The organism is Corynebacterium meridianum, from assembly GCF_016342265.1.
GTDB lineage: Bacteria > Actinomycetota > Actinomycetes > Mycobacteriales > Mycobacteriaceae > Corynebacterium > Corynebacterium meridianum.
Map to the genome: position 1 here is coordinate 164,999 of NZ_JAEIOS010000013.1, position 14,375 is coordinate 179,373.

15 protein-coding genes are annotated in these 14,375 nt (G+C 69.7%); 9 read left to right on the top strand and 6 right to left on the bottom strand.

Translation table 11 applies throughout. The annotated features are described in order from the left end of the window. Positions 1-4: 4 nt before the first annotated feature. Positions 5-2,431, bottom strand: a complete 2,427-nt coding sequence (hrpB, locus tag JDV75_RS08560) for an ATP-dependent helicase HrpB (RefSeq protein ID WP_198738840.1) — start codon at positions 2,429-2,431, stop codon at positions 5-7. Positions 2,432-2,470: 39 nt separating this feature from the next. Here hrpB and JDV75_RS08565 point away from each other — a divergent pair, with 39 nt between their 5' ends. From JDV75_RS08565 to JDV75_RS08600, 8 genes are all read left to right on the top strand, one after another. Beyond that, the gene (locus JDV75_RS08565) at positions 2,471-3,148 is read left to right on the top strand and encodes an alpha-ketoglutarate-dependent dioxygenase AlkB family protein (protein ID WP_198738841.1); all 678 of its coding nucleotides are present in this window, start codon (positions 2,471-2,473) and stop codon (positions 3,146-3,148) included. Between the two features lie 93 nt (positions 3,149-3,241). Continuing rightward, complete coding sequence (locus tag JDV75_RS08570; protein WP_198738842.1) at positions 3,242-3,844, top strand: DNA-3-methyladenine glycosylase I; 603 nt, start codon at positions 3,242-3,244, stop codon at positions 3,842-3,844. A 96-nt stretch (positions 3,845-3,940) separates the two neighbouring features. Then, on the top strand, positions 3,941-4,660 hold the full coding sequence (locus JDV75_RS08575) for an SDR family oxidoreductase (protein ID WP_232958375.1): 720 nt from the start codon (positions 3,941-3,943) through the stop codon (positions 4,658-4,660). Positions 4,661-4,706: 46 nt separating this feature from the next. Further along, on the top strand, positions 4,707-5,366 hold the full coding sequence (locus JDV75_RS08580; protein ID WP_198738843.1) for a LysE family translocator: 660 nt from the start codon (positions 4,707-4,709) through the stop codon (positions 5,364-5,366). Positions 5,367-5,406: 40 nt separating this feature from the next. After that, a complete protein-coding gene (locus tag JDV75_RS08585; protein WP_198738844.1) occupies positions 5,407-5,769 on the top strand; it encodes a YbjQ family protein in 363 nt (120 codons plus the stop codon). Beyond that, positions 5,766-6,083 (top strand): YbjQ family protein, encoded by a 318-nt coding sequence (locus tag JDV75_RS08590; protein ID WP_198738845.1) that lies wholly within the window; start codon positions 5,766-5,768, stop codon positions 6,081-6,083. Before JDV75_RS08585 ends, JDV75_RS08590 begins: the two co-directional genes overlap by 4 nt. Before the next feature lie 68 nt (positions 6,084-6,151). Continuing rightward, the gene (locus JDV75_RS08595) at positions 6,152-6,448 is read left to right on the top strand and encodes an RNA-binding S4 domain-containing protein (RefSeq protein WP_198738846.1); all 297 of its coding nucleotides are present in this window, start codon (positions 6,152-6,154) and stop codon (positions 6,446-6,448) included. Further along, complete coding sequence (locus JDV75_RS08600) at positions 6,448-7,269, top strand: VOC family protein (protein WP_198738847.1); 822 nt, start codon at positions 6,448-6,450, stop codon at positions 7,267-7,269. The genes JDV75_RS08595 and JDV75_RS08600 overlap by 1 nt, the downstream gene beginning before the upstream one ends. 459 nt (positions 7,270-7,728) lie before the next feature. Here the strand turns inward: JDV75_RS08600 and JDV75_RS08605 are convergent, their stop codons facing one another. Continuing rightward, positions 7,729-8,622 carry an alpha/beta hydrolase gene (locus JDV75_RS08605; protein WP_198738848.1) on the bottom strand — a complete coding sequence of 298 codons (894 nt, stop codon included), beginning with the start codon at positions 8,620-8,622 and terminating at the stop codon, positions 7,729-7,731. Positions 8,623-8,656: 34 nt separating this feature from the next. On the opposite strand from JDV75_RS08605, the gene JDV75_RS08610 reads away from it, so the two are divergent. Then, entirely contained in the window at positions 8,657-9,148 is a 492-nt protein-coding gene (locus JDV75_RS08610; RefSeq protein ID WP_198738849.1) for a methylated-DNA--[protein]-cysteine S-methyltransferase, read from the top strand. 29 nt (positions 9,149-9,177) lie between these two features. Here the strand turns inward: JDV75_RS08610 and JDV75_RS08615 are convergent, their stop codons facing one another. From JDV75_RS08615 to JDV75_RS08630, 4 genes are all read right to left on the bottom strand, one after another. Beyond that, complete coding sequence (locus JDV75_RS08615; RefSeq protein WP_198738850.1) at positions 9,178-11,868, bottom strand: ABC transporter permease; 2,691 nt, start codon at positions 11,866-11,868, stop codon at positions 9,178-9,180. Continuing rightward, the gene (locus JDV75_RS08620) at positions 11,865-12,566 is read right to left on the bottom strand and encodes an ABC transporter ATP-binding protein (protein WP_198738851.1); all 702 of its coding nucleotides are present in this window, start codon (positions 12,564-12,566) and stop codon (positions 11,865-11,867) included. The genes JDV75_RS08615 and JDV75_RS08620 overlap by 4 nt, the downstream gene beginning before the upstream one ends. After that, positions 12,563-13,093, bottom strand: coding sequence for a PadR family transcriptional regulator (locus JDV75_RS08625; protein ID WP_198738852.1), 531 nt, complete (start codon positions 13,091-13,093; stop codon positions 12,563-12,565). The genes JDV75_RS08620 and JDV75_RS08625 overlap by 4 nt, the downstream gene beginning before the upstream one ends. Positions 13,094-13,203: 110 nt before the next feature. Next, positions 13,204-14,349, bottom strand: a complete 1,146-nt coding sequence (locus JDV75_RS08630; protein ID WP_198738853.1) for a hypothetical protein — start codon at positions 14,347-14,349, stop codon at positions 13,204-13,206. Between the last annotated feature and the right edge of the window lie 26 nt (positions 14,350-14,375).

Here is a 14,375-nt window from a genome sequence, read left to right on the forward strand (position 1 = left end):
GCCGTCACATCCGGCGCTTCGTCCGCGCCGTCGCGGTCGCGCTCCACGGATCCTCCGGCCACGGGTGCTTCGGGTACCGGCCGCGCATGTCCGCGCGCACCCCGCTGTAGGGCCCGGACCAGAAGCTCGCCAGATCATCGGTCACCGCCAGCGGTCGTCCCGCCGGGGACAGCAGATGGAACAGCACCGGGACCCCGGTGATCCGGGGGGATTCCGCCAGGCCGAAACACTCCTGCAGCTTGCAGGCCACGACTGGTTTCTCCCCCGAGTAGTCGACGGCGTGGCTGTGTCCGCTCGGAACGGTGAGCCGCCGGGGAACCAGCTCATCCAGCTGCGCCGCCTCGGGCCAGGGGAGCAGCCGGCGCAGCGCGGCGTGCATGTCGATCTTCCCCGGAGGGGTGCCCCGGGCGATGTGCTCCAGGTCGGGGGCCAGCCAGGCGTCCAGATTCGCCAGCAGGTCCTCCTCCGCCACCGACGGCCACGGATCGCCGACGTGGGTGTGCAGCCAGGCGAGCCGGTCGCGCAGGTCGGTCGCGGCCGCCGAGAAGGTGAACACCCCCAGGCCCTCGGTCCGCAGTCCTTCCGCGATCGCCTCCGAGGCGTGTCTCCTGTCGACGGAGGTCGGTGTGGAACTCAGCTCTATGGCTCCGGCCCGCCGCACCTTCCGGGCCCGGATCCGCCCGCCCTCGAGGGTCGCGGTCACGGTCTCCGAGACGCCGACCACGGCCAGGGCGGTCTCCTCGTCCAGCCGGGCTGCCGCCCGGATCACCGCACCGGTCCGGCCCTCCCGCGCCGTGGTGCGGGTGACCTCGGCGACGGCCAGCCACTCCGCGTCATCCAGACCCGTACCGCCGGGGAGGGTCGCCCGGGTACCGCTGGCGAGCAGCCAGTCGCCACCCGTTCTCCGGGCCACCTGCTCCGGGTGCGCCAGGGCGGTGACCAGGCCCTCGGGATGTGTGGTCGGATAGCCCGTCCCGGGTTCCGCGCCGCGGGCCAGCCGCATCAGGCGCGTGGTCTCCCGGCCGAGCCGGCCCCGTTCCGCGCGGGCCTGCGCCGTGATGTCACCCCGGGGCTGATCCGCCAGCAGCGCGACCGTACGTGCCGCCCGCTCACCGAGCAGCGGAACGGTGAGCAGCAGGGCCCGGGCCAGCCGGGGACCCGCGGGAATGCCCGCCAGCCTCCGCCCGAACGGGGTCGCCGAGCCGTCGTCGTCAACCGCACCCAGGCGCCGCAGCACGTCCTCTGCTCCCGTGATCGCGGCGGTGGGCGGAGCGTCGACGAGCGGTAGTCCCCCACCACGGGGCGTACCCCAGCTGGCCAGCTGGAGCGCGGCCTGCGTGAGGTCCGACGTCGCGATCTCCGGGGTGATGTGCGGCTGCATCGAGGAGTACACGCGGGGCTCGTAGCAGCGCAGCACCGTTCCCGGGCCCTCACGGCCGGCGCGCCCGGCCCGCTGGTCCGCCGATGATGCGGCGCATGTCGTGGTCACCAGGCCCGTCATGCCGCGTGACGCATCCCGCCGCGGTGCCCGGGCGAGCCCCGAATCGACGACGATGCGCACCCCGGGCACCGTGAGCGAGGACTCCGCGATCGACGTCGCCACGACGATCCGTGGCCGATCCGAGGGCGTCAACGCAGCATCCTGCGCCGCCGAACTCAACTGTCCGTGCAGCGGCAGCACGGGCACGCGGGGTGCGAGATCACTGACCGTGGCGACGACCCGGTCGACCTCCCGCGCGCCGGGCACGAACACCAGCGCCGAATGCCCGAGCTCCGCGACGGCGTCCACCGACACCCGGGCCACATGGTCGAGGAAAGTCCACTCCACACCCCGCGCACCGAGGCGTGTGCCGCCGGGAACGTACCGGACGTCGAGCGGGTGTGTCACCGCCTCCGTGGACACCACCGGGCCCCCGATCAGCCCGGCGAACGTGTCGGCGTCGATGGTCGCCGACATCGCGGTCAGCACCAGATCATCGCGCAGCTGGTGCAGCTCGGTGAGCATTCCCACCAGCAGATCGGTGTCCAGCTGCCGCTCGTGCACCTCATCGAGGGCCACCGCGTCCACACCGCGCAGCTCCGGATCCGCCAGCAGGCGGCGCAGCAGAACGCCCGGGGTGACGAACTGGACCCGGGAGCCGGCGTGATGCTCACCGCGCACCGTGAACCCGACCCGGTCACCAACCTCCGAGCCGTCCAGCTGGGCGAGTCGCCTCGCCGCGGCGCGCACGGCCACCCGCCTGGGTGCGGTCACCACCACCTTTCCGCCGGTGATGTTGGCCAGGGCCGGCGGTACGAGCGTGGTCTTGCCCGTACCGGGCGGGGCCTGTACGACGCAGGCGCCGGTCCCGGCCAGGGCGTCGCCGAGCGTGCCGACGGCCGTCGCCGCCGCGAGCCCGGCGCCGATGCGGGTCAGATCGAAGGGGGACACGGGGGAAGTGTATCCACCGGGCGCTGCTACGGTGAGGTCATGGCACAACTGTTCGAACCCGGTGCGTTGCCCCGCGAGCCCGCCCGCATCATCCCCGGGGTCGTCCACCTGCCGGCCTGGCTCGCCCCCGAGACGCAGTCCCGGCTGGTCATAGGCGCCCGCGCCCACGCCCGCGGGCCGGCCGCGATGCGTCGGCCCGTCCTGCGCAGCGGACAGATGAGTGTCTGGATGACCACCCTCGGGCTCTGGTTCCACACCGACCCGTACCGCTACAGCTCCCGCACCCCGGACGGAACACCTGTGCCACCGGTCCCGGGCTTCCTCTCCGACCTCGCCCGCGGTGCGCTCGCCGACGCGGCCCGGCACGCTCCGGAGCTGGGCCCCTGGGTGGAGAACTACCGTGCCGACACCGCGCTCATCAACTACTACCCACCCGGTTCGAGGATGGGGATGCACCGGGACGACACCGAGCTGAGTGACGCACCCGTCGTGAGTTTCTCCATCGGGGATTCCGCGATCTTCCGCATCGCCACCGTCGCGGGACAGACGCGCCCCTGGCGGGACGTCCCCCTCGAGTCCGGCGACGTCCTCGTCTTCGGCGGGCCCGCGCGTCTGGCGTTCCACGGGGTGCCCCGCCTCATTGCGGACACCACCCCGGACGGCTGCGGACTCACCGAGGGGCGCATCAATATCACCGTCCGCCAGGTCACCGCCTGATACCGCTGTGGGGTGCCGGGGAATCCGCCCGTCTTTCCGCAGGGTGGCCACCGGGTGACCGGTACGAGCGAAACCCTGACCTAGGGTGAAGCCATGAATGACACCGACGATCCCGCCGCCCGGGGTCTGGTCCGCGGGGCGGACGGCAGACTCCGGCCGCACTGGGCCTGCTCCTCGGAACTCCTGCGCGACTACTACGACCACGAGTGGGGCCGGCCCGTCACCGATGAACGGGGACTGTTCGAACGCATCTGCCTCGAGGGGTTCCAGGCGGGGCTGTCGTGGGAGACCATCCTGCGTAAGCGTCCCGCATTCCGGGAGGCCTTCGCGGGATTCGACCCCGAGGTGCTCGCAGACTGGGGCGACGCGGACGCCGACAGGCTGCTTGCCGGCTCCGGGATCATCCGGAACCGTGCGAAGATCCGCGCCGTATTCGCCAACGCCCGCGCCACGCTCGCCCTCCGGGAGAGCGGTGGGCTGCCCCGGCTGGTGCTGTCCTTCACCCCGGCGGCGTGGACCCCGCCTGACTCGGCCGCCGAACAGCCCACCACCAGCCCGGAGTCGATCACTCTCGCAAAGGCGTTGAAGAAGGTGGGATTCTCCTTCGTCGGACCCACCACCTGCTTCGCCCTCATGGAGGCCGTCGGAATGGTGGACAACCGGATCCGGGGCGCATCCGGCCTGATCGACCCGTAGCCGAACCCACCGAAATGGTGGAACCGGGCCACCCCCGTTCCGGTGGAGTGGACGGCCCCGGTCTCACCGGTGCAGGGATGCTGGCAGAATGAAACCATGAACGCAATGAAGAACTCAGGTCGGGTCGCGGTCGTCACCGGGGCGTCCGCAGGCATCGGGCAAGCGTGCGTCGAGGCGCTGGTCGGGGACGGGTGGACCGTCATCGCCGGTGCCCGGCGAATGGAGAAGCTCGAGGCCCTCGCCGAGCGCACCGGGTGCATCGCCCGCCACCTGGATGTCACCGATGACGCGAGTGTCCGGGAATTCACCGCCGACATCGATCGCTGTGACCTGCTGGTCAACAACGCCGGTGGAGCACTGGGACTCGACCCCGTCTCCGAGACCGAGATCCAGGACTGGACCTGGATGTACGAGGTCAACGTGCTCGGTACCCTGCGCGTCACCAAGGCCCTCCTCGAGCGGCTCACCCGGTCGCACGGCCAGGTCATCAACATCGGTTCCGTCGCCGCCCGGGTCCCCTACGCCGGCGGCAGCGGATACAACGCCGCGAAGCACGGCGTCGCCGCACTCACGCGGGTGCTGCGCATAGAGACCGCCGACACCCCGCTGCGCGTCAGCGAGATCGACCCCGGCCGCGTCGAGACGGACTTCTCCCTCAACCGCTTCAAGGGCGACGCCGAGCGCGCCGCCACCGTCTACGACGGGAAGATCAACCTCACCGCGGCGGACATCGCGGAGGCCGTCCGCTGGGTCGCATCCATGCCGGCGCACGTCAACGTCGACACCATGCTCATCATGCCCACCGATCAGGTGTAGCCACGGGCACTGAAGGTGGCGTCCACCGGACGGTACTCTCAGGCGCATGACTTTCGCCGCCCTCACCACCCTGCTCGTCGTCTGGATCGCGGCGATCGCCAGCCCGGGCCCGGACACCCTCCAGATCATCCGGCTGGGCGCCCGGAGCAGGGCCGACGGCGTGTGGTGCGCACTCGGTATCTGCGCCGGCAACACCCTGTGGATCGTCGCCAGCCTCATTGGTCTGTCCGCGCTGATGACCACCCACCCGGGTCTCTTGCACATCCTGCAGATCATCGGCGGCAGCTACCTCGCGTGGATCGCGTTCAGGTCGATCAGGGCCGGGATCCACGGTAGACGCGAACGCTCCCGGTCCCCCGTGGGATCGGCGCCGACGGACACCGGAGCCGACGCCCGCCCCGTCGCGTCCTTCCGGACCGGGCTGGCCACGAATCTGTCGAACCCCAAGGCCGTCCTCTTCTTCGCCGCCATCTTCGCGCAGTTCGTCGACCCGGACGGCGGGTTCGTCGCGGGTGCGACGATACTGGCACTGCTCACCGTGACCGGTGTCGCCTGGTTCGTCGGCTTCGCTCTGGCCGTGCGGACGCTCGCCGTGCGTATCGTCCGCAACGGTCCCCTGATTGAGCTGGTCAGCGGCCTCATCTTCGCACTGATCGCCGCCTGGATGATCCTCGAGGGCCTCCGCGGGGTCGTCGGGCAGGGATAGACTCGCAAAAACACAGTTGTCCGTCCGGGGGGCCCGCACCATGATCATCACCACCACAGATTCGGTCGCAGGACGAGAAATCCACGAGTATCTCGGTGTGGTCACCGGTACCGGCTACGCCTACACGCTGCGCAGCAGTGAGGACAAGAAGGCCGCTGCCGCCCTGAAAGCCCGGGGCCAGGCGCTCGACATGCCCCGGGAGGAGGCCGCCGGGCTGCGCGCCGATGCGATCATCGGTCTCCGGGGGTCTCCCACCCCTACACCGGTGCCATCGGGAACTTCGCGATCATGCTCACCGGGACCGCCGTCCGGCTCGTCTGAGCCTGTCGGCGTCTGCGCTGCTCCACCGGTGCCCTTACACTCGGCCGTGAAGCGCACAACCAACGAGGAGCACACACCATGATCGTTTCCACCACCCCGACCGTCGACGGCCGAGAGATCAGCGAGTACATCCGCGTCGTCGCGGGCGAGACCATCGTCGGCATCAACGCCCTGAAGGACTTCGCCGCCGGATTCCGGAACATCGTCGGCGGCCGTAGCCAGGGGTACGAGCAGGAGGCGGCCACCGCCCGGGAACAGGCCCTCGGTGAGATGGTGCAGCGCGCCACGGCACTCGGCGCGGACGGCGTCGTCGGCGTCAGCATCGAGTACGCCGTCCTCGGGCAGGGCAACATGCTGCTCGTCGCCGCCACCGGCACCGCCGTCCGCTTCCGCTGACCGGAGCCGCACGGTCTCCCGCCCCGGCGGTGTCGGGGCACCACTGGACCGCCCGTACACTGGACCGCATGGAAGCAGTCGACGTCGCGATCCGGGACGACACAATCAAACTCGGGCAGTTCATCAAGCTCGCCAACCTCGTGGACACCGGCGGTGCCGCCAAGGAGGCGATCGCCGCCGGTGAGGTCACGGTCAACGGCGAGGCCGACACCCGCCGTGGGCGCACCCTGCGCGTCGGCGACGTCGTCACCGTCGGTGGGGCGTCGGCGCGTGTCGCCGCCTCCGGCAGCGACGATGACGACGATTTCTTCGACGAGGCCACCGCGAACGATGACTTCGACCCCGAAAAGTGGAGGAACATGTAATGCCTGCGTTCATGGCACAGGACGGTATGCCGTTCTGGATCGACCTCACGACCTCCGAGATGCGGAAAACCGCGCACTTCTACTCCGAGATCCTCGGCTGGGACGTCGAGGAGGCCGCCCCCGGTTACCGGCTCGCCCGGGCCCAGGGGCTGCCCGTCGCCGGCTTCATCGAGCAGCCGGAGGACGCCACGCAGCCTGACACGTGGATCACGTACTTCCTCACCGGCGACATCGACGCCACCGTCGCCCGCACCCGGGAACTCGGCGGCACCGTCCTCACCGAACCGTTCGACGTCCACCTCGGCCAGGTCGCGATTCTCGTCGACTCCGCGGGTGCCATGTTCGGTGCGATCGAGCCCTCCGGCGAGGAACGCTTCGTGTCCGGAGGTGAACCCGGTACCGCCGTCTGGCATGAACTCACCGCAACTGGTGACTACGATCGCGCCGTCGACTTCTACACCGAACTGTTCGGCTGGACCGTCCGTCGGCTCGACGAGGACGGCGCCCGCTACACCCTCATCGGCGTCGACGGTTCCCCGTTCGCCGGCATCTGGGACGCGGAGGGCAGGTTCCCGCCGCAGATCCCCGGCTTCTGGCAGACGTACCTCGGCGTCAGGGACATCGCCGCGACGGCGGAGAAGGTGACCGAGCTCGGCGGAGAGATCATCCGCGGACCCTTCGAGGCCGAGTTCGGCACCATGCTGATCATCGCCGATTCCACGGGCGCGACGCTCACCCTGTGCGAGGCCGACGAGCCCGCGGAGGAGGGCAATGAGGCGGACCCGCTGGAGGGCATCGACCTCAGCCAGTTCGGCGGCTGACCGACACTCCCGTTGACCCGGGTGGCCACTTCGGGCCGCCCGGGTCTTTCGCTGTCCGGTGTTCTCGTCACCGCGTGCTAGCACGTACCGGCGAGACGTGTTTCCGCAGGACGGCATTTGCTACCGGGTGGGTTGGCACGTGTTGACGACGCTTCGGACGGGGCTCGGCCGGTGTCGTGGGGCGGGGTGTCCGGTGTTCTCGTTACCGCGTGCTGACACGTACCGGCGAGACGTGTTTCCGCAGGACGCTGTTTGCAACCAGGTGCGTTGGCACGTGTTGGTGACGCCCCTCAGGTCAGCCGTGGAGAAGATGTCGGGTCCGAAGACAAAAGTGTCCGGGAACCGGCGACCCGCCTTCGGTGCCTGGTGTCCCGGCGTGCCGAGGCGGACGGCCGCCCGTACCGTGGATGTGCCTGCCGGGACCTGGACGCTTGTCGACCGCTCCCGCGTGGCCCCTTTCTATCCCCGCAGGAAGGCCGCGGCGTCCTTCGCCATCTTCCGCGCGACGGTGGGCGTGACGATGCTGTGTTGTGCCGTATAGGTCAGTACCTCGGCGACGTGTTCCGCCCACCGGAAGCGCGGCACGGTGGTGTCCTGCTCACCGACCTGGATCAGGGTGCGCGGCCAGGTTGCGGGATCGGGTATCTCGGCGTCGCCGCGCACGACGTCGGGCAGTCCCCCGAGGTGCAGGCTGGGGCGGGTGAGCAGCAGCTTGTCGATGTCGCCCGCCACGAGCGCGGCCAGCGCAGCACCGGAGGATTCGCCCCAGGCGGCGACATGGCGTGCACCCTGCTGACGGGCGTGGGCGATGGCGGCGCGCGTCACCGCGCGCATCGCGGTGACCGGGTGCTCGGGTGCGAGGGGATAGTCGACGTCGATGATGGTCGTACCGGACAGCTCCGCCACGGCGGCGACGCCGGGCCGCCAGGCGTTGTCGAGACAGCTTCCGGCGCCGCGCCACCACCCGCCGCCGTGGAGGCTGACCGCCCAGTCACCCGTCGGTTCGGAGGGGGTGAACACCACACCGAGCCCGGGGAGATCGTCGGCGGTGATCCCACCGAGGTAGGCGACGCCGGGCATGCGGTGGCCGGCGGCGGTGCCGAGCATGAGCATGGCCGCGTGGGTGAGCCGGTCGGGCAGGCGCGCGGCCCAGTCGTCGCAGGTGACCCGGTCGCCGGTGCCGCCGGCCCAGGGTGGGGTGAGGTCGGGTGCGGGGTGGTGCTGGTTGAGGTACCAGGCGAGTTGTCCGAGCTGCCCCTCCTCGTCGAGGCTGCCTTCGGTGCCGCCGACGACGAAGTCACGTCCGGTGGCGTCGTCGTGGATGACCTGGGGTTCGTCGGGTGTCTCGCTCATGGTGACCATGCTACCGGCGGGTAGTGTCGGTCCCATGAACACATGTGCGTTCCGCACGCTCGACACTCCGTTCGGCCCGCTGACGGTGGTGGCCGGGGACGCCGGTGTGTTCCGGGTGCTGTTCCGGGGTGCGCTTGTCGACGACCCGTCCGGTTCCGGTGCGGCCGCGTGTCACGCCGCGCAGGCGGTCGGGGAGCTCGGGGAGTATCTGGCCGGTGGGCGTCAGGTGTTCGGGGTGTCACTGGATGTTCCGGAGCCGGTGACGTTCACGCAGCGGGCGCAGGCGGCGTTGCGGGGGATCCCGTTCGGGGAGACGGTGAGTTACGCCCGGCTGGCCGAGCTCGCCGGTAGCCCGGCGGCTTTCCGTGCGGCGGGGTCGGCGTGCGCCTCGAATCCGCTGCCTGTGCTGGTGCCCTGTCACCGGGTGCTGGCGTCGGGTGGTCGGATCGGTGGGTTCGCCGGCGGCGTGGACTTCAAGCGCGGGTTGTTGGCTCTGGAGGGGGTTGATGTCCCGGGCGCATCGTGAGATCGGTGCGCCCGGGACATCGGGGTGGATCATTCCCGTCGGTCGCTCAGTGGGCTTCGGTGCCCGGCGATCCAGGCGCCGATCGCCAGACCGGTGACCCAGGCGAGGACCGGGATGCCGGTGAGGGTGGCCAGGAGGGAAACCGACCGCTGGACGGTGTCGACCTGGTGGAAGACCTCCTTCAGGAAACCGTCCCTGTCTCCGCTGAGTATCTCGGCCAGGAGGGGGACGAAGGCGGCCAGGGTTCCCGAGACCGCTCCGCCGAGGCCGATGATCAGGCCCTGTGCGCCGACGTACCGGGCCAGGAGCCGGGGTGATCCGCCGACCGCCGTGAGGACATCGGTGTCCCTGCGGGATTCTGCGGCGGTGAGCAGCATGAGCAGGACCACGATGCCGTAGCTGATCAGGCAGGCGATCAGTAGCGGGAGCATCCAGGTCAACAGTTCGTAGGGGGGCTTGTTGGCCGTGTCCACCCGGAGCGGCTGGTCCCTGTTCACCTTCGTGTCCATCCGGAAGGAGTCGAGGGTGCTGACCGGTTCGAGCGTGCGCACCAGGGTGCCCGCGTAGGTGGTCCCCATGCCGATCTCGGCGGCGGTCTCCGGGGTGAGGAGCCAGACACCGGGGCCGTCGAGGGGGATGACCGTCACCGGGTGGGTGAGTACCTCGTTGTCCTGCGGTTCCTCTGTAGCCGTGTCGCCACGGTGGGCCGGGGCGATGGCGAATCCGTCCGTGTCCACGGTCTGTGCCGCGTGTTCCGGGGATGCGGGGCTTCGTCGTCTCTCGCGGCCGAATCCGGCGTCTCCGTCGACGGCGAGGTCGGGATCGGTGACGACGATCTCGCCCTTGTCCAGTGCCGTGTGGATCGCGGCGCGTTGCCGGTCCGTGAGGCCCTCCAGTGCGGTGACCGCTGAGCCGTCGTTGATGAGGATCTTCTCGTGGACGTCGGGGAGTCCGTGGGCGTTCCAGCCCTGGAACAGGGGGGCGTCGAGGTAGAATTCTTCATCGGCTGTCGTGCTGCCGGTGGCGGCGAGCCCCTTCCAGTCGGTGCTGTTCCACCGTCCCGGTTCGGGGATGAAGATGTCACTCTGTCCGGTGTGGGGCCGCTCGAGGATCCCGTCGATGCGTTCGTGTGCGGTGTCCGGGGTGAGATGGATCGCGCCTGTCGTGGTGAACAGTGCCGCGTCGTCCGGCAGTCTGTTCTCCCCCTCGTACACGGTCGTCGGGAGCCACAGGATGCTGAGGAATGTGGTGGAGACGAAGGTGATGCCGGCGATCGCCCCGACTGCGGGTGCAGTCCTCGTCATGGAGCGTAGTGCGTCGCGGGAGGCGAGTCTGCCGGGGAGGGGGAAGCGGGCGGCGACGGCGGCGGTGCCCCACAGCAGGAGGGGGGCGGACAGGACCAGACCCAGTCCGAGCAGGGGGTGGGTGAGGGCGTGGGTGAACGGTGAATCGGTCGCGACGCTCCACCAGGTGGCGATGAGCATGATCACGGGTCCGATGATCATGGGTCGGGAGAACCGGCGGATCCTGATGCTGCGTCCGCCACGGAGTGCGACGACCGGATCCTGCCGTCCCGTCTGTAGCGCGGGGAGAAGGGAGGATCCGACGCCCACGATCAGTGAGGTGACGATGACCAGGAGCGCCAGGTCCCAGGGCCAGTGGACCTCGACCCCGGGATCGACGGCTCCGACGAGCACCCGTTCGACGGGGATGGAGAGCACGCTGCCGAGGACCGCGCCGACGGCCCCGATCATGAGTCCCTGGATGAGCAGCACCCGGCGCAGGTGTGTCGGGGCGGCTCCGGTGGCCGACAGCAGACCGGTGAGCCTGGTCTGGCGTCGGGCCGCGACCGCGAAGATGGGTGTGACGACGGCGATGACGACCAGGAGTGCGAAGGTGAGGAGGGTCCAGTTCAGAAGGGCGCTGTCACTGGTCAGTCCCCGGAGGACGTCCCGGGCGATGGGCGCCGGTTGTCCGCTCTGTGTCGTCCGGTCGCTGATGTAGACGCCGTTTCTGTCGGCCCGTTCGGTGTCGAGACCGTCAGTGATCGTCTCGGTGAGCTCCGGGGGGATCAGGTAGCTGACCCGCCACGGTGACGTCTCGGGGGTGCCGGTGAAATCGGGATCGTCGATGATCCGTGATCCCGGGACATCGGCGAGGGACAGGAATGTTCCGCTGGGGCTCGGACCTGTGTAGGTGAGTTCGAGGGCGTGTTCGTCACCGTCGCGGCCCAGAACCGTGACCGTTGCCGTGTCGCCGGGTTTCAGGCCGAGACCTCTCGCGGTGTTTTCCCGGGTCATGAAGGATCCGGGTTCCGGTGCCCCGGTGACGGTGTCGGGGAGCGCGGTCGCGGTACGGTCGAAACTCGTGCCCCCGGGCGTGGATATCCGGGCTTCGGTGTCCAGGGTGGCTATCGGGTCGTCGGAGTCTGTTCCGAGGTTCTCGGCCATCCGTTGACGGTCCGGTCTCGCAACGGTGGCGGCATCGGGCGCCTCACAGTTGTCGACGGTGTCCGGGCACGGGGAGTGACTGAGCCACACATCGGTGTATGCGTCAGTGGGGTCGGTGCCCTGGTTGATTCTGTCGCTGAGTACGGCTCCCGCGAACACGAGGACCGCCATGACGGGCAGGGCGAACAGGAGGACGGCGGCGAGGGAACGCCACCGGTGGCGGGTCAGGTCGCGCCGGGCGATCCGGGCGGAGGTGAGCCAGGCGTTCATCGGGCATCACTCCCGGTGCGGGGCTGGACGAGCTGCCCGTCGCGGAGCCAGATGGTGCGGTCGGCGTAGGCGGCGAAGCGGGGTTCGTGGGTGACCAGCAGGCCGGCCGCGCCGGCGTCGATACGTGAGCGCAGGAGCGCCATCACCGATTCCGCCGTGGTGGTGTCGAGTGCGCCGGTGGGTTCGTCGGCGAGCAGCAGGGAACGCTCGCCGACGAGGGCGCGGGCGATGGCGACGCGTTGCGCCTGGCCGCCGGAGACCTCGGCGGGGAAGCGGTCGGCGAGTTCGGTCTGGCCGATGTCCTCCAGCGCCGCGAGTGCCGCGCCGCGTGCCTCGCGGCGGGGTACGTTGTCGAGCTCCAGGGGGAGGGCGACGTTCTCCGTGACGGTGAGCGTGGGGACCAGGTTGTAGTACTGGAAGACGAAGCCGACGTCACGGCGGCGGATCGCGGCGCGCTCCGTGGGGGAGAGGCCTGCGGTGTCCCGCCCGTTGATGATGACGCGGCCGTGGTCCGGGGCGTCCAGGGTCCCGGCGACGTTGAGGAGGGTCGACTTCCCGGAGCCCGACGGTCCCATGACGGCGACCAGTTCGCCGGGAGCCACGGAGAGGCTGACGTTCTCGAGGGCGGCGATGGTGTTGGGGCCGTCGGAGTGCAGTCGGGTGACGTTCTCCAGCGTGAGGATGGGGGAGGTGGTCATGATCGGGGGCCTTCCGGGTCTGCGAGGGTTTCAATGTGGTCGAGCCAGCGTGCCTCGGCCTCGAGGTCGAAGATGCGGCGTTCGAGCAGGAGACGTTGCGCGGTGCGGGCCGGGGGGATCGAGGCCTTGGTGAGGGTGATCTCGCGGAGCTCCCGCATCGTAGCCTCGCGTTGGCGCTGGATGAGCTCGCGACTGTTCACCCCCCGGATGACGGTCGCGACGGCGATCTTGATGACCAGGTCGTCGCGGTCGTTGCGGGGTCGGAGGGTCGGCTCGTTCCACCACTGCTCCAGGGCCGCGCGTCCGGCCTCGGTGGTGGTGTAGATGTCGGCAGGGCGGGTGGAGGTGGTGTCGGTTCCGGTTTTCTCGATGAGTCCGTCGCGGTCGAGTCGTTGGATCGTCTGGTAGACCTGCCCGATGTTCATCGGCCAGATCCCCTGTGTACGGTCTTCGAAGCGCTGCCGGAGTTTCCCTGCGCCGCAGGGTTCGTCATCGAGGAGTCCGAGTAGCGCGAACTTTATTGACATCGTCGGATCCTTAGGCAATCGGGCGGGGTGGTCACCCAGTATGTTACCCAGTAACTTACTGGGTAATCAATATGGTGGCCCCGTCAGAGAGCGCCAGTGGCGATTTGTCCCTACCGCTGGTTCTTCGCGCGCACCGATTCAGCTACGGCCGCGATCAGCAGCCCGACGAGTGCGGCGCACCCGGCTCCGCCGGCGGCGCCGAGCAGAGCGAAGAATCCGAGTGGCCCCACGTGATCGAAGACGAATCCGCCTTCCGGCCAGATCACCGGGGCGAGGGCCCTGGAGATGGGGTAGGCGGCGAGCCACCCGAGGACAATCCCTCCCATCGCGGAGAAGGGCATGAGAACCAGTACCAGGGCAATTTTGCGGCGGACGGTCAGTCCCCAGAGAATGGCGGCGATAAACGCCAGTGTGCTCTGGATGACCCACCTGTTGTAGGGGGCATCCAGGCCCTCCAGTCCACCCGAGGGGGCTGGGGCCCCGGCTTCGCACCATGAGGCGAAGTCGGGGCCCCGTGCGTACTCGGGGGCGAAGTCGCAGCTGTCCTGCAGCTGGCGTGTGCCCTCGAGTCCCACCACTGACAGTGCCCCGAACCCACCGGGGACCGTACGGGCCGTCCACCAGCCGGTGGGCGGTGTTCCGTCCAGTGCCGGGATGTCGGTGGCGGAGAGAATCACCTGACGTGCGGCGTCCGGATCGCCGGCTTCCTCGGCCCGCTCATCCACCGCCGGGCGGAAGGTTCCGGCCAACCGGAGCCGGGCCCCGACCTCAGTGCCGGTATCCGCGGTGACGCGGAGATCGACCTCGTTCCCCGCGGACAGTCCCAGCTTCCGGGCGGTCAGATCGTCGAGGAGGAACTCGCCCGGCCCCGGACCTTCCGGGATCCGGACCCCGAGCAGATACGCCAGGGTCCGTTGTGATCCTTCTCCGGTACCCAGGGTGGCGCTCGCCTCGATCACGGGAACGGGGTCCGCATCCGGGCCGACGACGTCGGTCATGCGTTCCGGGATGGGTGGACACGGCGTGTCACCCGGGCATCCCTCCGGCGCGTCACGGACGGCGGAGTAGCCGTACAACGGGGACGCGGGGACATCCCGGGCGGCGCTGGACAGGAGGGAGCGGCTCGTCACCGCCTGTGCGGTGATGGACGCGTAGAGGAGGAGGATGAAGATCACCAGAATGATGTTCGACCAGTTCCACTGGCGTGTCTCCGTCGGTGCCGCGGGCTGTCCGTAGGGGGGCGGATAGTGTGTCATCCGGGTCTCATCCTCTCGTGGCCGGT